The sequence below is a fragment of the Streptomyces sp. NPDC000404 genome, from assembly GCF_040300365.1.
GTDB lineage: Bacteria > Actinomycetota > Actinomycetes > Streptomycetales > Streptomycetaceae > Streptomyces > Streptomyces ramulosus.
In genome coordinates this window covers 286,862-310,120 of the sequence record NZ_JBEPDN010000012.1, presented here as the reverse complement: position 1 = coordinate 310,120, position 23,259 = coordinate 286,862, and the positions used below count along the sequence as shown (strand labels likewise).

15 protein-coding genes are annotated in these 23,259 nt (G+C 70.6%); 2 read left to right on the top strand and 13 right to left on the bottom strand.

The annotated features are described in order from the left end of the window. Positions 1-342 precede the first annotated feature (342 nt). The 8 genes from ABT345_RS24260 to ABT345_RS24225 all read right to left on the bottom strand — a co-directional run bounded on the left by ABT345_RS24260 (position 343) and on the right by ABT345_RS24225 (position 14,271). Positions 343-2,556: an SUKH-4 family immunity protein gene (locus ABT345_RS24260; RefSeq protein ID WP_345091525.1), complete on the bottom strand. Its 2,214-nt coding sequence runs from the start codon at positions 2,554-2,556 to the stop codon at positions 343-345. Between the two features lie 155 nt (positions 2,557-2,711). Further along, positions 2,712-3,332, bottom strand: coding sequence for a hypothetical protein (locus ABT345_RS24255; RefSeq protein ID WP_345091522.1), 621 nt, complete (start codon positions 3,330-3,332; stop codon positions 2,712-2,714). 7 nt (positions 3,333-3,339) lie between these two features. Continuing rightward, positions 3,340-10,113, bottom strand: coding sequence for a toxin glutamine deamidase domain-containing protein (locus ABT345_RS24250; RefSeq protein ID WP_345091520.1), 6,774 nt, complete (start codon positions 10,111-10,113; stop codon positions 3,340-3,342). A gap of 274 nt (positions 10,114-10,387) precedes the next feature. Then, the gene (locus ABT345_RS24245) at positions 10,388-10,699 is read right to left on the bottom strand and encodes an SUKH-4 family immunity protein (protein WP_345091517.1); all 312 of its coding nucleotides are present in this window, start codon (positions 10,697-10,699) and stop codon (positions 10,388-10,390) included. A gap of 109 nt (positions 10,700-10,808) precedes the next feature. After that, positions 10,809-11,279: a hypothetical protein gene (locus ABT345_RS24240; RefSeq protein ID WP_345091514.1), complete on the bottom strand. Its 471-nt coding sequence runs from the start codon at positions 11,277-11,279 to the stop codon at positions 10,809-10,811. A gap of 179 nt (positions 11,280-11,458) precedes the next feature. Next, on the bottom strand, positions 11,459-12,289 hold the full coding sequence (locus tag ABT345_RS24235) for a phosphoenolpyruvate hydrolase family protein (protein WP_345091511.1): 831 nt from the start codon (positions 12,287-12,289) through the stop codon (positions 11,459-11,461). Continuing rightward, on the bottom strand, positions 12,286-13,527 hold the full coding sequence (locus ABT345_RS24230; protein ID WP_345091508.1) for a Tm-1-like ATP-binding domain-containing protein: 1,242 nt from the start codon (positions 13,525-13,527) through the stop codon (positions 12,286-12,288). Before ABT345_RS24230 ends, ABT345_RS24235 begins: the two co-directional genes overlap by 4 nt. Before the next feature lie 147 nt (positions 13,528-13,674). Then, on the bottom strand, positions 13,675-14,271 hold the full coding sequence (locus ABT345_RS24225; protein ID WP_345091505.1) for a TetR/AcrR family transcriptional regulator: 597 nt from the start codon (positions 14,269-14,271) through the stop codon (positions 13,675-13,677). A 69-nt stretch (positions 14,272-14,340) separates the two neighbouring features. On the opposite strand from ABT345_RS24225, the gene ABT345_RS24220 reads away from it, so the two are divergent. Continuing rightward, positions 14,341-16,272 (top strand): fumarylacetoacetate hydrolase family protein, encoded by a 1,932-nt coding sequence (locus ABT345_RS24220; protein WP_345091501.1) that lies wholly within the window; start codon positions 14,341-14,343, stop codon positions 16,270-16,272. Between the two features lie 60 nt (positions 16,273-16,332). Here ABT345_RS24220 and ABT345_RS24215 read toward each other — a convergent pair whose 3' ends face one another. Then, positions 16,333-17,580, bottom strand: a complete 1,248-nt coding sequence (locus ABT345_RS24215; RefSeq protein WP_345091499.1) for an MFS transporter — start codon at positions 17,578-17,580, stop codon at positions 16,333-16,335. A 295-nt stretch (positions 17,581-17,875) separates the two neighbouring features. Here ABT345_RS24215 and ABT345_RS24210 point away from each other — a divergent pair, with 295 nt between their 5' ends. Next, a complete protein-coding gene (locus ABT345_RS24210; RefSeq protein WP_345091496.1) occupies positions 17,876-19,081 on the top strand; it encodes an acyltransferase family protein in 1,206 nt (401 codons plus the stop codon). Positions 19,082-19,226: 145 nt separating this feature from the next. On the opposite strand, the gene ABT345_RS24205 is transcribed toward ABT345_RS24210, so the two are convergent. From ABT345_RS24205 to ABT345_RS24190, 4 genes are all read right to left on the bottom strand, one after another. Next, positions 19,227-19,889 carry an NADPH-dependent F420 reductase gene (locus tag ABT345_RS24205; protein WP_345091494.1) on the bottom strand — a complete coding sequence of 221 codons (663 nt, stop codon included), beginning with the start codon at positions 19,887-19,889 and terminating at the stop codon, positions 19,227-19,229. A 104-nt stretch (positions 19,890-19,993) separates the two neighbouring features. Beyond that, positions 19,994-21,004, bottom strand: coding sequence for a beta-ketoacyl-ACP synthase III (locus tag ABT345_RS24200; RefSeq protein ID WP_345091492.1), 1,011 nt, complete (start codon positions 21,002-21,004; stop codon positions 19,994-19,996). Between the two features lie 336 nt (positions 21,005-21,340). Next, complete coding sequence (locus ABT345_RS24195; protein ID WP_345091490.1) at positions 21,341-22,168, bottom strand: helix-turn-helix transcriptional regulator; 828 nt, start codon at positions 22,166-22,168, stop codon at positions 21,341-21,343. Positions 22,169-22,312: 144 nt separating this feature from the next. Continuing rightward, positions 22,313-23,125 carry a thioesterase II family protein gene (locus ABT345_RS24190; protein ID WP_345091487.1) on the bottom strand — a complete coding sequence of 271 codons (813 nt, stop codon included), beginning with the start codon at positions 23,123-23,125 and terminating at the stop codon, positions 22,313-22,315. Positions 23,126-23,259 lie beyond the last annotated feature (134 nt).

Genomic DNA, 23,259 nt, shown 5'->3' with positions numbered 1-23,259 from the left:
GGCCTCGCCGGCGTCGGCCCGGGCCGCCCGGTGGACGGGGTGGTCGGTTACGTTGGCGCCGTGGGGGCCGGGTTTGTTTTGTGCGGCCGCCCCCCCCCGGGGGGGGGGGGGGGGGCCCCCCCCCCCACCGCGCCTCTTCGCGTACGGACGAGTTCTTCCGCCCCGAGGACCTGATCGGCAGCAGGCCCGTGCCGGCAGTGCGTCCTGCGTACACGGGTCGATGAGACCTTGCCCGATCTGGCGGAATGGCAGGTCGGGCAGGCCGGGACGGCGCTCCGGACCGCGGTCAACTGCCGGGAGGGGCTGAGGCAGCTTGCCACCCGCCTCCCCGCCCGATCGGGATCAGGCGTTGTGGAGTACGTATGACCAGGCGGGCTGCTCGCTGCCCGTCTCGTCGACATCGCCCAGCTCTCCCAGGACCCAGTAGGGAATCTGCTCGCGCTCGGAACTGGCCGGGGGCGCGGTTTCCCGTGTACGCACCCCGGTGACGTACAGCGCGACCATGGTGAGGAAGCTCTCCAGGCTGCATGCGGCGGGAAGCCCGGCCAGGTACTCCTCGCCGGGGCCGGTCGGGACACGCAGGATGCGCCCGGTGGGCCCGTCGACGACGAGCTCGCCCCCCATCCATCTGCCGATCTGGAAGAAGGGACCGCGTTCCGCCACGGGTTCGACATCGTCCGGCCAGTCCACCTCGTCGAAGAGATCGACTTCCCCGTCCCCGTACGGCAGGAGCGACATGGCACCCTCATTCATGTCCGGCAGGCCGAACTCGGTGAAGAGGTCGCGAGTCGGCTGATGGGTCAACTCTTCGGGAAGTTCCTCGGGCTCGGCCTCGAAGATGTCGTCTTCACCGAAAAGGACGATCAGGTCTCTGTGGTCCGGGGGCAAGGCATCAACGGGGCTGCTGGGGCCCGCATCCGAGTACTCCCCGGACAAGGGCTGTTGCCGGGAGCCGAACGTGCCCGAGGGGTCCACGCCGTCCGCCGGCCGGAGGGCGATCAGCCCCAGCTCGCCCCCGAACACGACGACATCGCCGATGGTCAGCGGGGTGCAGGGAAGCAGGAACGCGCTCTTTTCCCGAGGCAGGGACGACGGGGGGAACAGCTCGATGAGGTGTGTGGGGTGACCGGAATGCCCGTCTTCCTGTGAGGCTGAGGGGGCCGGCGTCCCGGATGCCGGGGGCAGGGCCAGGTCCGTGTGGTGTTCCGGCGGAATCTCATCCTTCTCCCAGGGGCCTGCGACGAGTTCACCCGTCTCCACGTCCCAGACGGAAACGTATGGCTCCGGCGACCCGTCCACCGTGCGTTTCTGCAGTCCGGCGATGGCGGGCCGGCCCTGCCAGCGCACTTCCGACAGCCTGACGAACTTGCCCGCTTTGAGGAAACGCGCGTGATATCCGCCCGGCGGCCGCCAGTGGGCCCACTTCGCGCGCCAGAGAAGTGGGATACCGGACGAAGCCACAGACGACGCGAATTCGAGATCATTGCGCGACACCGCCATCAAATGCAGCCAGGAAGCCCACTCGCGTTGACTTCGTGCCACAACGCCCCATCCCCACAGGTGAGTGGCATCGGCGGCGGGACTGTTGCCGAGGATCATGAAGCTGCGGCTCCGCGCCGAGTCCATGAGGGCGGTTTGCGGGAGATGGGCCACCGCGCGCCCATCGAGCAGAAGTTCGTGGTACGTCTTCGCCTGCACGGCGTGCATGGCGAGCCCGGCGGCGGCGTACAGCCCGACGGCCCCGGCCTTGGCCCATCCCTCCGGATGGTGGAAATCGGCGGCCGTGCGCAGCAGCCAGTCGACCACATGCCGGTTGACGCGGACGAGTTCCTCGGAATCGACCTGGCGTCGCAGGGCTTCGGCCATGCTCTCCTCGGCGAAGGACACGCCCAGCGGGCCCATCAGCAGAACGTCCGAGTGCTCCCGGGCCAATTCGGTGAGTTCGTCCGGCGCCATGGTCTCGCCGGTCAAGGCGACGACGAGCTGCGCCCACACGGGCAGGGGCACGGTGCGCGGCTCCGCCAGGGTAAGGGCGCGCAGGGCGGCCGGCGCGTCGGGAGCGGGTACGTCACCGGCGGGCTCGGCCAGACGGAAGACGGTCTCGGGGGGCACGTCTCGCGGCACGAACTCGGGGCCGGTATCGATGAGTACGGCCAACTTGCCACGCGTCAACCAGGGAAGGAGCCAGGTCACCAGCCGTTCGGGCTCGTGCGACCGTCGAGTGACCCCGGCACGGCGGGTGTTGACGAGCACCAGCAACCGCTCTTCGCTCCACGAGCCGGACGCGAACAGCCAATCGCTCCGCTTGCCGGAAGAGAGGTCAACTCCCAGCTCGACCAAGGCTTTGTGCGTCACTTGCTCGGCGGTCAGCCCTGCGACGTCGACAAGGACACTCCCCGGCACGGCCTCGTGCACCCGCTGCATGACGGCTCCGGCATCGACGCCGACCGGAGCGACGACATAGGCGGCGCTGCCACCCCGCCCACCGGCGCGCCACCACGCGCCTACGCGATCGGGCACTTCTTCTGCGGGGATGCCCACCGATGTCACAGTCATGTCACCTCTCGTCGTCACGGCTCCCGGACTCCACCACGGTAAGGGGACGGCGCGCTGCGAGGGGGCGGGGGCCGTGCAGGGAGCTCGCGGTCTCTTGGTGTGGCCTTCAGACCTTCAGTGACCATCGGAAATGCTCCTCGGGCTCATCGCCTCGACTACCCACCCAGGAGTGGGATCGACGAGCGGTCGATGCCGGCAGGTAGGGCAAGGCCCTCGCGGTAGAAGTCCGGCATGTCGACGTCATCAAGGGCCGTCGCCAGCTGCGGGGTGCTGCCCCCGGGAGAGTCGTGAATGCTCACGACGTCACCCTCCGGGCCGTACTCGAAGGCGTAGTGCAGCTGACCGTCGCTGTCGTAGAAGTTCTTCTCGATTTTCTTCAGCTGCCGCTGAAGGTCGATCTGCAGCGTCATCAGCGCGGCGTCGTAGGTGCCGCTTCGCTCCAGGTGGACCAGATATCCCCCGAGATCACCCGAATTTGCGTACCTGTGGGAGACGCTCCAGCGGTAATTGCCGATGTGCTGGACGGTCAACTGGATTCCGAAGGGAATTCCCGGATGATGCAGCAGGTGGTGATTGCGGACGTTCTCCGGATCGCTCGTCCAGTAATCGACGTGGAAAAGTCGACCAGCATCGTAGAATTCGGCGAACGTGGGTGTACCGGATTCGTTGAACTGTGCCCTTGTGTAGTCCCCCTCGCCCAGGGCTTCCTCGCGAGTTACTTCTTCACCTGGGTAGATTCCCCAATCCAGGTAGAAGCGCTGAATTTCGCTGGACACTTTGACCTCACAGTTCCATGCTCGGGTACATGGCGTACCTGCTACTCTCGCGCATGACCGAAAAATCGATTCCCGGCAGGCCGAATTCTTCGGTCAGTCTATATGCCTCGCTCGCGAAGGTGCGACCAGGATCGCCAGGGACCCTGTCCAGCAGGAAGCTGGGGACGAAGCCCTTGTTGTTGTAGCTGCGGAGGTCCTTCCGGAGCTTGCGGCTGCCCTCCAGCGTGTTGCGCTCGATGAGGCCTTGCTTGCACTTCTCCACGTATGCGTCGAACGCTTCATCCGAAACGAAGACGGCGAAGTCGATGTCCTTCGCATCCGGCTTTCGAAGGGAAGACCCCTGTACCACGATGCTGCCTTCGGGGAGACCGAACTCCCGGGCGAGGCTGCGCAGCCGAGAGGTGAAGTCGTCGAATCGCTCTTTGCTCTCGAAGTGGTACGGATAGCCCCGAGGTTCGATCTCCTGGGACCAGTTCTGCATCTGCTCGATGATGTTGGCATCGGTTATGGGGGTATCCCCCTCCTTTATCTTTTTGTTCTTGATGGCGGCCACGTTGACGAAATCCGCGATCTGCAGCGGACTGAGCCCGAGATCTTGGCCGACGCGGAACACTCTGATCAGGTCGCCAGGGATCGACGGGAGGGGTGTGGCGCTGCTGCCCGAGTTCAGCGGGAGGAAGCTCTGAGACCCCGTCAGCGGATCGGTGTAGACGATCCGGCCGTTCTGATTTGTCGCCGTCAGCGGGTGACTTCGGTCGTTGGCGTCCTGTGTGATGAAGACCCTTTGAGCGCCGTGTCCCTCGCCGGCGAGCGAGGTCTCCAGATCGCTGATCGTGGTGTTTGGCTGCTGGTGGGGGCGCGGAGCGCTACTGGCCGCATCGCGAGTGGTGGTCGCCTCGGGGGTCGTCCGGTCCTCCGCCCGCTGCGAGTCCGGCTCGGCTGACGCTTTCGGCTGAGTGCCGTTGTCTTCCTGGGTTTCGTTGTTCTTCCGGTCGTCGCTGCCGGCCGGTTCGGCCGTGGGCGTCCGGTCGGCGTCCTCCGGTGCTTCCGGAGGACGCCGGTCCGTGCCCGTCTGGTCGGCCGGAGTCCGGTGGTCTGCGCCTGCGGGCGCAGTGGGAGGCCGGAGGTGTGTGTCTGCCTGATTCGCCGGAGAGGTGCGGTCGGCGCCTGCCGGATTCGCCGGTGGGGTGCGGTCGGGATCCGTGGTGGTGGAATCCTGAACCTGGTTTTTCATCTCCGAGATAAGTTCTTTGACGAAGTCCAGGTGCTTCTGGATCTCCTTGTCCATGATGCGGCGGTTGGGCGTCTTGTAGCCGTCCAATGCCTTCTGGATATCGGCTTCGGAGTCGCCCCGTTGCTGCCGGGCGGCGCGCTCCTGCTCCATCAACTCCCTGCGCTGAGGGTCGACCCGGTACGTCGTGCTGTAGTACACGGGCACCTCGGTCATCGCGTCGGAATCGCGAATGGTCTTGGAGCAGTCCGCATGCCCGGAATTGCCCGTGCGCAGACCGCAAGGCTCCCGCTCGGTGTACAGGCCGGCGATCTTGTACGTGGGGCGTCCCTCGGCGTCCCTGCCTCTGTTGAGCTGCTTGACCCACTCCAGGATGTGCTTTTCCGAGTGCCGCGGAGCCACGGCATCCGAGGCGGGCGGGACCGAAGAGTCGATGATGTAGTGGCTTTCGCCGTGCTCGTCGACGACTTCCACGACCGCGTAGTTCTTGTCGGAGAAGTCCGGAGATTTGTTCTCCGTCTCTTCCAACGCCTCCCTGAGGTTCTGCGGGACGTTGTCCTGGGGGCGGGCCGAGGCTTCCCGCCGGGTGGAGGCCACGGACTCGTGATGGTCGTGGGCCGGGTCGGTCCTCCGATTCTTCTTGGGCGGCGCGTCGGCGTACGGGTCGTTGTGCGGCGCGGGCTCCGGGCTCGCGCCCACCGCGTTGTTCGCGTGGAAGGAGAGGCTCATCCGGCCCAACGTCGCGAGAGCGGCGTACCGTTCGCCGTCGTTCATCTGCGACCACGCCGGGTCGAGATGACGACGCAGATCGCTGTCCGTGAATCTGGTCGGCGGCATCGAGACGGTGTCCCGGTGCTGCTGCAATGTCTCCTTGTGCTGCTTCTTCGCCTCCGCCAAGGCCTTCTTGGCGTCGCTCAGCCGCTCCTGGGCAGCCGGCCGCTCCGCCGGATCGGCCTTCCTCAGCGCCCTGGTGGCACCGGCGGCTTCCTTCTTGGCGTCGTCGAGCGCCTGCTTGGCATCGCGGATGGCCTGTGCGGATTCCGCATGCCGCTGCCGACGGGTCAGGGAATCCTGCAGCAGCCGGCCCAAGGGGGAGAGGGACTCGCCGTCCGGGGATGTGGCCCAGGCCCGCATCTGCTCCTGGAGCGGGTCCAGATCAATCCGCCGTACCTCGTGGTCCCGGCGGAGATCCTGTTGTGATTGGTCCGGAGGGAGGTTCGCGTGCTGCTGGCTCTGGGCCTCCGGGTCGGGGAGGCTCTGGTTGCGCTCCTTGCGCGTTGCTTCGGCGCTGCGTTCGCTGTCGGACGGACCTGTGGTGCCGGCCGGGTGCTGCAGCGACGGGCGGCCGGTCGAGGTCGGAGTGGTCGGGCTCTGGGGGTGGGCGGCGGGCCGGCTGGTGGTGTCGAGAGGCCGGCGGTTGGCGTCCAGCGGGATGGCGAAGACGCCGTTGTCGCCGTTGTGGAGCGGGGTGGTGCCGCTCCGGCCAGTCTGCGGGTCGGCGTAGACGATCTGGCCGTTGTGGTTGACGACGTTCCAGGCGTGGGCGCGGCCGTCGGCGTTCTGGGTGATGATCACGGCCTGTGAGCCGTGACCCTCGTCGAGGAGGGAGGTCTCCAGGTTGCGGTACGCGTCCCGGCCGTCGCCGAAGTCGCTGAACTCGGCGCCCAGCGCGTTCTCGATGCGGTCGCGGCCGTTGGGCTCGGGGGTGTCGGCGGGGGTGCCGTCCTCGTTCCGGCTGCGGCGGGCGGCGACCGTGGGGTTTCCGGCGTACGACTCGACGAACGCCAGTGATCCGTCCGGGCAGTTGACGTCGCGCCCGGACTCATCGGGGTTCTGACCGCGCAGATCGTCGACCCAGGTGCCCTCGCGCGGGTCGGGGGCCCGCTGGAACGAGCCGTCCTCGTTGCGCGGGAACCTCTCCTGCTGTGCGCGGTTGTCGGCGTCGCTGGGGTCGTCGTAGCCGTCCGGCGGACCGGCGGGACGCGTGGCGGTGGCCGGGAAAACCGGTTCCGTCGACTCCGGGTGCTGGTCGGAGTCTTGAGGGTTCTCGGAGTCGTGGGTGTTGTCGGTGTCGTGCGTGTCGTCCGTGTCTCGGGAGTCGTGGGTGTCCTGGGAATCCTGGTCGGACGGGGAATCCTGGTCGGACGGGGGTTCCTGATCGGACCGGGGTTCCCGGTCGGACGGCGACTCCCGGTTTTCCTGCGCGTCCTGCGTGTCCTGCGTGTTCTGTGTGGCCCGGTCGGTGTCGGACTGCGGGCTGTTCCGGTCCGTCGTGTCCGAGTGCTGGGGTGTTTCCGCGTCGCGGTCCGTGCGGGAGTCCGTGCGGGAGTCCGTGCCCGGGGTGGTCTCGGATGCCTGGTCCGGGTGGGATTGCGGGGTGGTGTTCGGGGCCGGGGAGACGTTCTCGTTCTGCGGTGGTGTCGTCTCCGGGGCCGGCGTCGATTCGGGGGCCGGGTTGGTGTCGGTGTGGGTGTCGGTGTCCGGAGAGTTCTCGGTGGACGGCTGAGGGGGTGACGGGGTGAGGAAGTACGGAGTGATCGGATTCCGGTTGGCGTCCAGCGGGGTGTAGAAGACCTCCTGGGCGCCCAGATGGATCGGATTCTCGCTGACGACGCCGGTCTGCGGGTCGACGAACAGGACCTGGCCGTTGTGGTTCACGGCGGCGAAGGCATGGCCGCCACCGCCGGGCCAGTTGACGCCGATCACGGCTGCCGAACCGTGCCCGGCCTGCGACAGCTCGTAGGCGATACGTGCGTACGGGTTGGGGTGGTCCTTGCCCGCGTAGGTGCTGGGCGCGCCGGCCCACCGCGCCTGGTTCTCGACCGAGTCGCGCTCCGCGGAGTAGCGGTTGAGGGTGCCGTCCGGGTTGAGGTCCAGGGTGCGCGGGGCGGAGACCGTCGGGCGGCCGAACCAGGTCTCCAGGAACGAGCGGGTGCAGTCGGCGCAGTTGTTGGACCGGCCGGGCACACCCGGGCCGCCGTCGTTCTGCAGACCGGCCCAATTCCCCTGCCGCGGGTCCGCGAACACCTGCGGGGTGCCGTCGGGGTTCCTCGGGTGGGCGTTCTCAAGGTCCTGCTGGTGGACGGGGTCGGGTGTGGTCAGGCCTTCGTGCGGGACGTTGAGGTCGTTGCGGATGTCCGAGAGGTTGTCGGCCTGGGGCGGGGGCGTGGGCGCCGAGGGGTGCACGGGCGTGCTGGTGTCGGCGGGGGGCTGGTTCTGATCGGGCGTCTGGTCGGCGGCGTCCGGCTGCTGGTGGTCCGGCTGCTGGTGGTCCGGTGCCGGCATGCCCTGGTCGTGGGGTGTGGCGGCGGGGGAGTCGGCCGGTGACCGCGGGTCCGTCGGACGGCTCGCCGGCCGCTCGCCGCGTGGGGGCGTGGTCGGGCGACCAGGCGTATCGGTGCGCGGCGTGTCCGTGCGCGGCTGCGTGGTGGGGCGGCTCGGTGTCTCGCTGCGCGGCGTAGGGGTGCGCGGCGGCGATGCGGGGCCGTTCTGCCGGGCTTCCCGCGGCGGCGTCGTGGGCCTGTTGCTCGGCTGGTCCGTGCGTGGCGTCGTGGGCCTGCTGTTCGGCTGGTCCGTGCGTGGCGTGGTGGTGCCGGGCGTGCTGGATCGCGGTGTCGTCCGGGGGGCGCCCGCCGCCGGCGCCTGCGTCGGGACGGGGCCGGCCGTTGGTGGTGGCATGGCGCCCGGGGCCGGCGTCGAGGGCGTCGCGGACGACGGGGCGGCCTGCTGCGGTATGCCCGCTTCACCGGGATGCGTACCGGGGGCCGGGGGCGTGGCCGTGGCGACGCCGCCCATGAGCTGGATGTCTCCGTCGTCCGACTTGTGCGGGGCCGGTGCGGACGAGGTCGGCGCGTGGCCCTGGCCAGGGCTGGGGTGCGCGGTGGGCGTGTGGCCGGGCATGGCGCCGCTCGGCATGGCCCCGCTCGGGATGGAGCCGCGGCCGCTGCCCGGGTTCTGGCCGTCGCCGGTGTTGCCGTCGCCGGAGCCGTCCGGCGTGGGTCCCCGGTCCGGTGCGGGCATGGTGGTGACCGAATCGCGGTCGACCTGGTGCACGGCCGGTTCGGGGGCGGGCGCGGGCTCGGGGCGGTCCGTCTCCGGCGTCGGGGACGGCATGGGCGCGGGCTCGGAGGTGCGCGGGTCCGGGATCGAGGCGCTCTGCTCCGGGGCGGGAGTGCCGACGCTCTCCGGGCGGCTCGGGGCGCTGTCCGAGGTGTCCGGTGCCGTGCTCGGCGGGGCGTCCGGCGTGCTGTCCGGGCGGGCGGAGCCAGGGGTGGTGTCGGGGGAATCCGGGGTGGACGAGTCGTCGCCCGGCGGACGGCCGATGCTGTCGTTGTAGGCCTGGGTGCCCACGTCGAACGGGCTGGGCGCGTCGGAGCCGCGGCTCGGTGAGGACGAGGAGGACGAGGGACCCGACGAGTCCGGGCTGCCGGTGCCGTCCGGGCTGCTGTCGGACGGCGTACTCGACGAAGCGGTGGACGGGCTCGCGGCCGACGGGCCGTCGGACGACGAGGAGCCGTCCGAACCGCTCGACGGGGACGAGGACGGCGGACCGCCGATATCCGGCGCCCGGCGCCCGGAGCCGTCGCTGCCCGGCGAGCCGCTGGAACCCGGCGAATTGCTGGAACTCGGCGAGTTGCCGGAACTCGGGGAATCGCTCGGCGAATTGCCGGAGCTGGGGGAGTTGTCGGACGAATTGTTGTCGTTGGGCGAACTGCTGTCGTTGGACGACGAGTCGTTGCTCGGCGAGGAATCGTTGGAGTCCGACGAGCTGTCGTTGCCGGAGTCCGAGGAACCGTCGCCGCCGTCGTGTCCGCTGTTGGTCAGCCCGTGACGGGCGCCGTGGCCGGCGCGGGAGCCGGCGCCGTCGCGCAGGGACTCGCCGAAGGTGGAGCCGGAATTCTTCAGGGCGTTCTTGCCCTCTTCGTAACCGGTCTTGGCGGTGCGGCCCAGGTCGTAGCCCGACTGTTTGCCGAAGTTCTGCTCGACGGTCTGGGAGACCAGGTCGGAGACCATGGCTTCGAGCGCGGAGACAAAGGGTTCCTTGGCGGTCTCCAATGCCGCGTCCAGAATCTGTTTGGCTATCTCCTTGAGGAGTTTGCGCAGGATCAGCCGCGTGGCGGCGGCCGCGCCCATCGCGCCGAGTTCGGACAGGCCCAGGGTGAAGGGAGCGGCGGCCTGGGCCGCGGCGATCTCGATCGCCAGGATGACCAACTGGGCGATCACCGCCACTTTCAGGCCGATGATGAGCATCGCCGCGGCGTCCATGCAGATGGCGATCAGCTCGGCGCCCTGGCGGGCGTCGTCGAGGTAGCCCGAGCCGCCGCCGAACTTCTCCCAGGTCTTGGTGAAGCTGTCGATGGAGTCGCCGGAGTTGTCGGCGAGGACGTTGCCGGCGGCGCTCACGCCGCGGGCCTGGAGGCTCTCAACGTCGGCGGCGAACTGGCGCCAGGTGTTGGCGCACTCCATCATTTTGTCTTCGTCGCCCGTGGGCCAGTCGAAGCCGCACATCTCGAGAAGCCACTCAAGTGCGCTCGGCAGCATCAAAGACATGACGAAGACCCCCGTTGTCGCCCATGTGGTACGTGTCGTCCCGGCCCCTTGGACCGGCCGACTTCTTCCGCCTCGCCGCCGGCGGAAGTGTCCTGCTTCTCTGCTGCTGCCGGAGACGCCCGTCGGGCGCCTGGTGTGTGCTTCACCGGCTTGCGTCGGCGCAGAGCCATGCTCATGCCAGAGGGTACCGGTCCTTCCGGTACCTCAACTCTGTCGTGTCACCGTGCTGTGGCGGACATCCGGCCCGAAGCCGTCCCGCCGTCAGTTCGCCGGCTCAGCCGTGGGACCGGCGCATGCTGCGGTAGAGATCGATCGCGGAGTCCGGCGGGAAGTTGGGGACGTAGGTGATGGCGCCGTCGTACTTGGCGATCACCATGTGGCTGCCGCCCAACGGCGCCTGGGTACCGGGCGGCGGCGGGGGCATGACGGCGTGGATCAGGAAGCCGATGTCGAACTCCACCACGTACAACGGCGCCGGGTTTCCTGCCGGATCCAGCACTTCGAATCGGGCCCGAGCGGCAGCCAAGGCCTCTTCGGCGGTGGTGGGGACGGGCTGGACCGGTTCCGGCGCGCCAGGATGTGACACGGACTCTCTCCTGTCGGTGAAGGTGAAGGCGAAGGGGTGGCTGAGGGGCAGGCGTGGTCGTGCGGGGGAACGGGGCCCGGCGTGTGGCAGGGGCCGTCGGTCCGTGCCGTCAGGTGCTCACGGACTTCAGAGCCCGCACATCGCCGCCGAGCTGGTTCTCGGGCTTCTGCTCCTTGATCAGAGCATCGTTGAAGTCCTCGTTCTCCTCGTGGTTCTTCGCCATCCGCTCCAGCGCCTTGCCTATTTCGTTGAGCTTGGTGGCAAGGTGCTCCATCGAGGACGTCATGCCGTCGCGCAGGCCCTCGTAGACCACACCGAACTTCTCGCCGAGCTCGTCGTCGCCCCAGGGCGGGGTGCCCTGCTTGTCGCTGAAGGTGCTCATGCCCTTCCAGGCGTCCGAGGCGACGCTGGAGAACGTCGTCTCCTTCGGCGGCTCGCCTCCGCCGCCTCCACCGTCACCCTGTGCGGCCAGGCCGTTCTTCAGCCTGGTGGTCGCCTCGTAGAAATCCCGGCCGATATCGGAGAAGTTCCTCCCCTCGGCCTTCAGCGTCTCCGGACTGCTCTGGAACTGATCGCCCATGACTGTGCCCCCGTTCACCAACCGGCGTCGTCGTGCCGCCGGGCCATGTACGTCTCATGCTGGTGCCAGCGTACCCAGAGCCACTGACAAGCCCTCAACCCCTGGGTGTCACCGTGCTGTCCCGGGAGGCCCGCACCGGCCGCGGACGCCGGTGCGGGGGCCCGGTCGGCAGCGTCCCGTCAGAGCCTCGTCGCCTTGAACGCCTCGGTCTGCTCGCGGATGGCGCGCTCCGCGGGGAGGCGTTCGATGGAGGAGGCGCCGAAGAAGCCGACGACGCCTTCGGTGTGGGCGAGGACGTAGGCGGCGTCGGCCGGTTCGGCGATCGGGCCGCCGTGGCAGAGGACGAGGAGGTCCGGGTTGACGCGCTTCGCGGCGTCGTGCATCTCCTGGACCGCCGCGGCCGCCTGCTCCAGGGTGAGGGCGGTCTGCGCGCCGATGCTGCCGCTGGTGGTGAGGCCGACGTGCGGGACCAGGACGTCCGCGCCCGCCCGCGCCATCGCGGCCGCCTGGTCCGGGTCGAAGGCGTAGGGCGCGGTGAGCAGATCGCGCTCGTGCGCCTGGCGGATCATGTCGACCTCCAGGCCGAAGCCCATGCCGGTCTCCTCCAGATGGCGGCGGAAGGTGCCGTCGTAGAGGCCCACCGTGGGGAAGTTCTGCACGCCGGAGAAGCCCATGCGCTTCAGGTCGTCGAGGAAGGGGCCCATGAGGCGGAACGGGTCGGTGCCGTTCACCCCGGCCAGTACGGGGGTGTGCTCGACGACGGGCAGGACCTCGGCGGCCATGTCGACCACGACGGCGTTCGCGTCGCCGTAGGGGAGCAGGCCCGCGAGGGAGCCGCGGCCGGCCATCCGGTAGCGGCCGGAGTTGTAGATGATGAGCAGATCGATGCCGCCGGCCTCCGCGGCCTTCGCGGACAGGCCCGTGCCGGCGCCGCCACCGATCACCGGGCGGCCGGCGGCCACGGTCGCCCGCAGTCGCCGCAGTACGTGCTGTCGGTCGTTGCCGGTCATGCCGGTTCGTCCTCCTCGGTGAGGGAGATGAGGTGGTGGAGCCTGTGTGCCATCGCCCGGCCGAAGCCCGGGTCGTTGATCGCCTCGTCCCGTTCGTGGACCTCGACGGCGGTGCCCGCGGTGGCGTCGCGTACGGCCGTGAACAGCGCCTCATCCGCCGCGGCGTCGCGGAACGGGCCGCCGGCCACGTCGACCGCGGAGACGCCGCGCAGCGGCAGATGGATCGCGGACGGTCCCGTTCCGGCGGCCACCTTGGAGCCCAGGAGGCGGCCCAGCTCCGCCATTTCGGCGGCGGTGGTGCGCATCAGGGTGACGGTGGGGTTGTGGCGCAGCAGGGTGCGGTCGGCGAAGCGGGCGGGCACGGTGTCCGGCGGGCCGAAGTTGACCATGTCGAGCGCGCCGACGCTCACCACCTGGGGAACGCCCCGCCGCGCCGCCGCCGTCAGCCGTTCGGGGCCCGCGCTCAGGACGCCGCCGACGAGTTCGTCCGCCAGCTCCGTGGTGGTGAGGTCCAGGACACCGGCGATCAGACCGGCACGGATCAGGCTCTCCATGGCGCGGCCGCCGGAGCCGGTGGCGTGGAAGACAAGGGTCTCGTAGCCGAGTGCGCCGAGCGTGCGCCGGGCCTCGTCGGCCGCCGGGGTGGTGACGCCGAACATTGTGAGCGCGACGGCCGGGCGGGCGTTCGCCGGCGTCCCGGCCCGTCTGCGGCGGTACGCCTCGGCCATACCGGCCACCGCCGCGGCCGCGTTGCCCAGCACCTGCTCCGACACCGAGTTGACGCCGGCGAGGTCGACCACCGCGTACATGAGGGTGGCGTCGGTCTCGCCGACGTAGGGGCGGACGTCGCCGCCGGCCATCGTGGAGACCAGGAGTTTGGGGAATCCGAGGGGCAGGGCCTGCATGGCCGCGGCGGCGATCGCGGAGCCGCTGGAGCCGCCGGCGGCGAGGAAGCCGTCGATGGCGCCTCGGGCGTGGAGGCGGCGCACGATGCGGGCGGCCCCTTCCGCCATGGCGGCCGTCATGGCGCCGCGGTCGCGCCGGATCCGCAGCTCCGTCAGATCGGCACCGGCCGCCGCCGCGACCTCCTGCGCGGACACCTCGGCCGGGGCGTCGGCGGAGTACCCGCCGACGTCCACCAGGAGCACCGTCGCGCCCGCCTCCCGGAGCCGGTCGCGGAGCCACCCGTACTCCTCGCCCTTCGTGTCCCACGTGCCCAGCAGACACACCGTCGCCACCGGGACCTCCTTCGTGACGCACCACCGCGGCTGTGTCGGTGCCGGGTTCCGTCCCGACGTGGAGATGATCGCCGCGCGTCCGGCCCGAGGCCAGACCCAGGGAGGTGAGGGGCCGGAAATCGCGAAGGGGGAGGCGCCGCCGGCCGGTCATGTCCCGGCGGGTGTCACCACCGCCGCCACCATCGCGCGCAGCGCGGCCAGCGCCCGCTCGGCGTCGACCCGGTCGGGCGCCAGCAGCCACTGCTGGTGGATGCCGATCCCGGCGCCGATGATCGCGGCGGAGAGCGCCTCGGCGGAGATCCCGGGCGGCAGCTCCAGCCGCTCCAGCCGCCGCCGGCAGTGGTCGCGCAGGGTGTGGTGGATCTCGGCGTAGCGGCCGTGGATCGGCGAGTCCGGCTCCAGCGCCTCGACCAGGAGGGTGGCGAAGAGCTTGGTGGTGGGCAACGCCCACAGGGCATGGGCGCCTTCGACGATGCGGTCGAGACCCGCCTGCGCCCCCTCGGCGTCCGCCGGTTCCTCGGCGAGGCCCGCGCTGATCAGCTGCACCGAGCGTTCGAGGACGGCCAGCAACAGCCCTTCCTTGCTGCCGAAGTGCCACGGGATCGAGCCCCTGCTGATCCCGGACCGCTCGGCCACGGCGGCGAACGTGGTCTGCCGGTAGCCCTTCTCGGCGAACAGCTCCGCCGCGGCGCTCAGGATCCGCTCACTGCTCTCGTGACTCGTGTGCTCTCGTCTCGTGGCCACGACACCTCCTTCTATGCTAGGAATCATATTCTATGCTGGCCAACACAGGCCGGCTCGAAGGAGGTCGTTTTGCGCTTCGTCACCTACGCCACCGCCGACGGCGACCGCACCGGTGTCCTCGACGGTGACCTGATCCATGCGTTTCCGCCGGGCACGACCCTGACCGAACTGCTCGGCCCCGCACTGCGGCAGGCCGGTGAGCGGGCCCTCGCCGAGCCCGCCGGGACCGTCGCCCTCGCCGACGTCACGCTGCGCGCCCCCATCCCCAGGCCGCCGTCCGTACGGGACTGCCTCTGCTTCCTCGACCACATGCGCGGCGGCCTCCGCGCGGTCGGCGACACCGGGGAGCTGGGGCCGACCTGGTATCAGATCCCGGCCTTCTACTTCGCCAACCCCGCCTCCGTCATCGGCCCCCACGACGACGTGACCATCTCGCCCGGCAGCGCCTGGTTCGACTTCGAGCTGGAGATCGCCGCGGTGATCGGCACCGCCGGCCGCGATCTGACGCCCGAACAGGCGGCAGGTCATATCGCCGGCTACGCCCTCTTCTGCGACTGGAGCGCCCGCGACCTCCAGGGCCTGGAGAGCCAGCTCAAGATCGGCCAGGCGAAGGGCAAGGACGGCGCCGCCACGCTCGGACCGTGGCTGGTCACCCCCGATGAGCTGCCCATCGGCCCGGACGGCAGGCTCGCGCTGGGGGTGCGGGCCGAGGTCAACGGCGAGACGGTCGGCGAGGGCCGTACCGACGCCATGGACTGGACGTTCCCCGAGGTCGTCTCGTACGCCTCCCGCGGGGTCGAGCTGCGGCCGGGGGACGTCTTCGGTTCGGGCACCGTGCCCGGCTGCTGTCTGCTCGAACACCTCGACCTCGGCGACCTCGCGGCGTTCCGCGGCTGGCTCAAGGACGGTGACGTGGTGTCGCTGCGCGCCGACGGGCTCGGCGAGGTCCGGCAGACCGTACGGGCCGGCACCGCACCGCATCCCCTCGCCGCCCGCCCCGGCCCCGCCACCGCCCGGCCCCGCCGTCCGCGAGTCAACCCGGCCCCCTCCGCCCTGCCCTTCACCAAGGGACTGCACCAGGTCGGCGACGGTGTCTGGGCGTGGCTGCTGCCGGACGGCGGCTACGGCATGAGCAACGCGGGGCTGGTCGCGGGCGACGGCGCCGCCCTGCTGGTCGACACGCTCTACGATCTGCCGCTCACCGCCGAGATGCTCTCCGGCATGCGGCCGGTCACCGACCGGCACCCGCTGAGCCACGCCGTGCTCACCCACGCCAACGGCGACCACACCCACGGCGGCCAGCTGCTGCCCGAGGCGACCCGCCTCATCGCCGCCGAGGGCACGGCACACGAGATGCGCGGCGAGATGGCGCCGGAGATGACCGCGGCCCTTCAGGTGATGGACCTCGGGCCGACGCTCACGCCGTACCTGCGCGAGCGCTTCGCCGCGTTCGACTTCGGCGGCATCCGGCTGCGCACGCCCGACCGGACCTTCGACCGGCGCCTCACCGTCGAGGTGGGCGGCCGTGAGGTGCGGCTGCTCAACCTCGGGCCCGCCCACACCGCGGCCGACACCGTGGTGCACGTCCCCGACGCGGGCGTGCTCTTCGCCGGTGACCTGCTGTTCATCGGGTGCACGCCCGTCGTCTGGAGCGGCCCCGTCGCCGGCTGGATCGACGCCTGCGACACGATGATCGGCCTCGGCGCGACGACCGTGGTCCCGGGCCACGGCCCGGTGACCGACGCCGACGGGATCCGCGCCGTGCGGGACTACTTCCGCCATGTCGTCGAGCAGGCCGACGCCGCGTACGCCAAGGGGCTCGACTTCCAGGAGGCGGCGTTCGGCGTCGATCTCGCCGAGTACGCCGACTGGCTCGACGCCGAACGCGTCGTGGCCAACGTCTACCGGCGCTACCGCGAGATCCACCCCGATCAGCCGGTGGTCGACCGGCTCACCCTGTTCGGCCTGATGGCCGAGTGGAACCGGCGCCGGCAGCCGTGAGACGGGCGGGGCGCGCCGGACAGGCGCGCCCCGGGCGGGGGAGAGGGGCCGCGGGCGGGCTCAGTCCCGCTGCTGTGCGCGGCCCCGCCCGCACGCCACGGCCAGCGCCGTCGCGCCCGCCGCGAACACCGCCGCCGCGAGCATGGTCGGCCGCTGCCCCGACGCGTTCGTGATCAGCCCGCCGATCAACGACCCGACACCGATGGCACCGTTGAAAGCCGCCACGTACCACGAGGAAGCCGCCTCGCTCTCCTCGGGGACGGCTTGCAGCACCCACGTCTGGAGCGCCACCGGCAAAGCCGCGTACAGCATGCCCCAGCACACCAGCATCGTCACGGCGAGCGGGGCGCTCGCACCGCCCGCCCACATCACCGCCAGGACGACGGCCAGCAGCCCGCTGCTGCCGATCAGGCTGCCCCGCAGCGCACGCGCCACCACCGCACCCGCCGCGAAGTTGCCCACCAGCCCAGCCACGCCGAAGGCCAGCAGCAGCACGCTGATCAGCGACGACCGGACACCCGTGACCTCCTCCAGATAGGGCGTCACATAGGTGAAGGCCAGGAAGTGCCCGCTCATCACGAGCGCCGTCACGCCGATCGCCGCCAACAGGGTGCGATGGCGCAGGACATGGAGGAGCGTGCGCAGGTTGCCGCTGCCCCGCGCCGGCAGCGCCGGCATGAACAGCAGCGCCGCCGCCAGCACCGGCACACCGAGCAGACCCACGCACCCGAACGCCACGTGCCAGCTCGTCGACTGGCCTATCGCGGTACCCAGCGGCGTGCCCGCGACCGAGGCCAGCGAGATCCCGCCGAGCACCACCGAGGTCGCGCGCACGGCGTGCCGCTCGGGCACCAGCCGTACGGCGATCGACACGGCGATGGACCAGAAGACACCGTGGGCCAGCGCCACGATGATGCGGGCGGCCAGCAGCAGCGGATAGGTGGCGGCCACCGTCGCCAGCAGATTGCCGGCGATGTACAGGGTCATCAGCGTCGCGAGCAGCCACTTGCGGTCCATCCGGCCCGTCAGCGTGGTCAGCGGCGCCGCTGTCGCCGCCGCGACCATGGCGAAGCCGGTCACCAGAAAGCCCGCCGCGCCGACCGACACCGACGTGCCGTCGGCGATCGACGGCAGCAGTCCGATCGGCAGGGTCTCGGTCGTGACGAAGGAGAAGACCCCGAGGGCCAGTCCGGCCACGGCCAGCCAGCCGCGCAGCGCCGAGTCCTTCGCCGGTCCGGCCGGCTGCGAGGGGCGGGGTGGTGGGGATGAGAGCTGCGAGGCCGGCTGACCGGTCGCACCGTGGGACATTCCTGCTCCCGGTGGGATATTCCTGCGATGAATTAATTAAGGAATTCGCTGAAGGGGTCGGGGAATTGTTTGGTGGATCGCTGGGGTGAGGTGGGTATGGGGCCATCATCGCGGGCGCACCGAGTCTTCGGGAAGTGTTTCCCAGTCATGGTGGTAGGACCACCACCCATCGCAAAATGCCTGGTAGTCGCCCCGGTGGTGCTGGGAGTAACCGGATGGAGCCACCCCTGTATCGGAGGGAAGGGTCGGGTAGCTTGCGATTGTCCGGACCCCGCATTTCCCAAGGAGTAGATACGTGTCGACAGACCGAATGAGTGCGACGGGGCGCTCCCGGGTCACTCGCCTCAACACGCTCACCGGGCTGCGTTTTCCCGCCGCTTTCGTGGTTTTTCTCTACCATGCGGCGCTGCTCGGTTTCCTGGGCGTGCCCTGGCTCAGCCCCGAGAACGTGCACGACTACTACCGCTCCGTACACCACGCCGGCGCCCTCGGCGTCAGCTTCTTCTTCGTGCTCAGCGGCTTCGTGCTGACCTGGTCGGCCCGGGACACGGACACCGCGCCGCGCTTCTGGCGCCGCCGGTTCCTCAAGATCGTCCCCAACTACCTGGTGGTCTGGGTCCTGGCCATGGTGGTCTTCGCGGCACCGATCACCGACATGAAGATCGGGGTGCTCAACTTCTTCATGCTCCAGGTGTACTACCCGGACTTCTCCATCAACTTCGGGGTGAATCCGGCCGGTTGGTCCCTGGCGGTCGAGGCGATCTTCTATCTGTCCTTCCCGCTCCTGCTCCGCCTGATCAAGAAGATCCCGGTCCACCGGATCAATCTCTGGGTGGCGATCGTCGGCCTCGCCATCATCGCCACGCCGTTTCTGTCCACCCAGCTCGTCCCGGCCGGTTCCGTGTTCATGCCCATGGAGCCCGAGACCTCGGTGAACCAGTACTTCGTCTCGTACATCCTGCCGTTCCCGCGGGTACTGGACTTCGCACTCGGCATCCTGGTGGCCCGCTCGGTGATGTCGGGGCGCTGGCGCAACATCGGGATGGTCTGGGCCGGTGCGCTGCTCGTCGCCAGCTACGTGCTCGGCTACTTCACGCCGTACATGTACTCCTCGCGCGCCGTCTGCGTCATCCCGGCCGCCATCCTCATCGCCGCCGGCGCCATCGCGGACGACGAGGGTCGCTTCACCCTCTTCCGCAACAAGGTGACGGTCTGGCTCGGCGACATCTCCTTCGCCTTCTATCTCGTGCACTTCACCGTGCTGGAAGGCGTGTGGCGGCTGCTCGGCAGCAAGACGTACACCCCACCGCAGGCCGCGGCCATGATGCTGCTCGCCCTCGGCGTCTCGATCCTCGCGTCCTGGGCGCTGTACGCCCTGATCGAGCGCCCGATCACCCGGCGCTGGTCCAACCCGAGGAAGAAGCCGGTGCCCGTCCGGCAGGAGCCGGTCCCCGCGGAGTCCCTGCCGATCGCCGCCGGTCAGGCCGGCACGGAGCGCTGACCGGCGCCGAGCAGGGAGATCCGGTCATGCGACGACCGCCTGCCCCGTCCGGCTCCGGCCGGTCGGGACAGGCGGTCGCTGCGTTTTCCGGGTGACGCGCGACGACGCGGCCGCGTCCGGGGACGCGGCCGCCGCCGTACGGGCGTCAGCCGCCGATGCCCGCGGCCCTGCGCAGGCCGGCCGCCGTCGAGAAGTGTCCGAAGAGCGCGCCACCGGGCTCCAGCGCCGCGGACTCGTCCAGGCCGCCGAGCGGTACGGGGACGAAGCCCGCGTCGTGGACGAGGCGTTCCGTGATCCGCAGCGCGTCCGCGTCGTCCGCGGCGACCGCCATTCCCCAGAAGTGCCGTTGCCGCGTCCCGCGCGACCACAGCAGCTCGTCCGGGAAGTGGCAGAACGCCCGCGCCACCGAACTGCCCGGCAGCCGCTTCGCCGACCAGCTGCCCTGGGTCAGTCCCGGGCCCAGCTCGGACACGAACAAGCCGTCCGCCGAGAGCCCGATCGGGCTCGTCGCGTCGATCACGGTCTTCCCGGTCAGCCGGTCGGCCACCTGCGCCAGCACCTCCTCCAGATGCGGACGCGGCACCGCCAGCAGCACCACGTCACCCGCGTCCACCGCGTCCGGGTACGTGGCCGCCCGCGCCCGCTCGCCCGACTCCGCGACGAGGGCGGCGAGCCGCTCGGGAGTCCGGGAACCGAAGGTCACGGTGTGACCGGCGGCCAGCCAGTGGCGGCCCAGCGGGCGGCCGATGTTGCCGGCGCCGAGGACGGCGATGCGCAACGGGGTGGGACCGGCCTGGGATTCGGGCATCGTCCAGCTCCTTGGTCTTGGTGATCGGTCACGGCGGGGCGGCCGCCGGACAGGGACGGCGGCCGCCGGTCTCCTGCGCCGGCGGCCGCCAGGGTGAAGCGCGGCTAGCCCACCGCGATCTCCGGCCACACCAGGGCCGTGGAGCCCCAGGTCACGCCGCCTCCGAAAGCGCTCATCAGGACGCGGTCGCCGGGCGTCAGCAGGCCCCCGGAGACGGCGTCGCCGAGTGCCAGCGGGATGGAGGCCGCCGAGGTGTTGCCGACCCGGTCGAGGTTGACGACCGTGCGGTCGCGGGCCATGCCGAGCTGGTCGGCGACGGCGTGCAGGATCCGGACGTTCGCCTGGTGGCCGACGAACCAGTCCACCGACTCCGGGGCCCAGCCGGCCCGATCGAGCATGGCCCGGGACGAGGCCGCCATGCGGGTCACGGCGTGCCGGAAGACCGGCTTGCCCTCCATGTGGAAGTACGTCTCGGCGGGGCGGGCGCCGGAGCCGGTCACCGCGGCGGCCGGCTGCCGGGAGCCGCCGGCCGGGACGATGATCAGGTCCTTGAGCGAGCCGTCGCTCCCCAGGTCGTGTCCGAGCAGCGCGCCCGGCTCGGTCGGTTCGCCGGCCCGCAGCACCACGGCTCCGGCGCCGTCACCGAAGATCACCGAGGTGGTGCGGTCCTCGGGGTTGAGGATCGTGGAGTAGGTCTCCGCCCCGATGACCAGCACGCGTTCGGCGATCCCGGCGGCGATGGCGCCCGCCGCGGACGCCATCGCGTAGACGAAACCGCTGCACACGGCGGCGACGTCGTACGCGGCGACCGAGTTCAGGCCCAGCCGGTGGGCGACGTCGGGCGCGGTCGCCGGGCAGGGGTGATCCGGCGTGGTCGTGGCGACGACGACCAGGTCGACATCGCCGGAGCCGGCCGACTTCAGCGCCCGCCCGCCCGCCTCGACGGCCAGGTCGCCGGTGGCGGTGCCGGGATCGGCCCAGTGGCGCCGGGTGATGCCCGTGCGGGAGCGGATCCATTCGTCGGAGGTGTCCGTGGTGCGGGCGAGATCGTCGTTGGTGACGACGCGGGGCGGCACGTAGGTGCCGAGTCCGGCGAGGACCGCGGCCCTGCTCATACCGCCGCCTCCTTCGCCAGAAGTCCTTCCCGCGCGAGAAGTCCGTGGGACAGCGCGAATGCCAAGGGGGGCCTCCCTGATTTCGGGTGCCGGGCGTCAGACCGGGCCCGTCGGAAGGTGCCGCCCTCCGGCCGGGGAACGGGGGAGGGACGGCACACGTGGCCGGGTACGCGGGACGGCGCGGATGCGGCGCCGTCGCGAGGACGTACCGAGGCGTATGACGATTATCGGGCGGCCGGACACCGCCCTGCCAGACCGTGCCGGCGCTGTGACCGGCCCCGGTGGTGGTGGGAACACCACCTTCCCGGGCCGGGCCCGCCGCTCCCTGAGGAAACGTTACGTCCAGGCCGGCTGCGGGTCGGTGCCGCCCGGCGGCAGATACATCAGCAGCCGGACGGAGGAGGCTTCGTCGAGATCCATCGTGTACAGCGCGTAGGAGACGGGGCCCTGGCCGGGATGGTCCAGCTCGACGGTCGTGGGCACGAACTCCTCGACCTCGTGACGGGCCCACAACTCGGCGAACCGCGGGCTGTCGGCGGAGAGCCGGTCGGCTATCTGCTCGTATCGCGGATCGTCGGCGAGGTAGGACGTCTGGAGGCGGAAGCGGGCGGTCATCTGACGGGCCACCTGGGGCAGATCGACGTACCGGCGGCCGTGGGATCCCGTGAACAGGCCGGTCAGGAAGTTCTCGTTGCCGTCCTGCCCCAGGTGAAGCACCCTGGCGGCCTGCTCGTTGACCGTGAGGATGTCCCAGTACCGGTCGATGACGCACGCCGGACCCGATGCCTGGGTGTCGACCACCCGCTGGAGGACCTCGGTGTCCGACGGGTCCGCACGCGGCGCCGGCAGCGGGGGATTGGTGTCGGCGAGCCGGTACAGATGGACGCGCTCGCGCTCGGTGAGGCGTAACGCGCGGCTGATCGCGTCCAGGATCCCGTCCGAGACGTTGATGGGGCGGCCCTGCTCCAGCCACGCGTACCAGGAGGCGCTCACCCCGGCCAGGACCGCGACCTCCTCCCGGCGCAGACCCGCCCGGGTGCGACCGCCGGCCGACCCCATTCCGACATCGGCGGGGGAGAGCGCGGCGCGGCGGCTGCGCAGAAAGTGCGTCAGCTCATTGCGTCGCTGCTTCTTGCTGCCGGACCTGGAGGTCGTGGTATCCATGCCAACGAAATGTAGGCCGGACGAAAACGCAATGTCAGCGGCGAGAATCACACTTCAGTACGGTTTGCGCACAGGTGTGCCGGGCATGGGTACTCGCTGAAGAACGGCGGTCAACGAGCCCGGGAACGCCCGGAGTTCAGCGCCTCACCGCCGGTGAGCGGCGTCCGCCGCCCGCAGGGCCCGCCCCAACTCCCCGAAGAAAAGCTCCTTGTGTTCCTTGTGGAAGAAATGACCTCCGGGCATCAGGCGCAGCGAGAAGGATCCCGCCGCATGGCGCTCCCAGGCTGCCGCGTGCGCGGTGGGAACCAACGGGTCGTCGCTGCCGTGGAACACCTGAACCGGACACGGCAGCGGCCGGCGTTCCGCCGCCGGGTACCGGTAGGTGGCGCCGACCAGCAGATCCTGACGGAGCCGGTTCACCACGTCCCGCATCCGCCGGGGGTCCTCCCGCAGCAGCCGGCCGGCTCCGCCCAGGCCCAGCAGCAACTCCAGCGCGGTGTCCGACAGGTCCGTGGTCAGGTCGGGGGCCGGCAGATGCGGTGCGCGGTGGGCGCCGGTCACGAAGCAGACGGGCGGCCGGCGGCCGGCGGCGAGGCGCCGTTGGGCCACCTCGTAGGCGATCAGCGCACCCATGCTGTGGCCGTAGAAGGCGTGGGGCTCGTCGAGGGCGGGAGCGAGCCGCCCGGCCACCTCGCGGACCAGGTCGTCCATCGTGCCGACGGATCCGGGGGAGTCCGCCGCGGACGCCGACCGCGGGGGCAGGGACACCGGCACCACGTCGATCCCGCGCCCGAGCCGGTGCCCCCAGCCCGCGAAGGACCAGGCGCTGCCGCCCGCATGGTGAAAGCAGAACAGGCGCAGCGGGGCGGTCTCGCCGCGCACCACGACACGCCGGGCCGTACCCGCCCTCGCGCCGCTCGCCGTGTCGTTCGTGGTGTACCGCGTCGTGGGGACCATGGCGACCAGTCTCCCGCCGGTGCCGGCAGGGAGGGAGTGCGTGTCCACCAGGGTGGCACCACCACCAGTGGTTCCGGTACCGGGTCCGCCGCCGTCACGCCCGGGCGGCCATTGCCGAAAATCGCCGTCGGGCT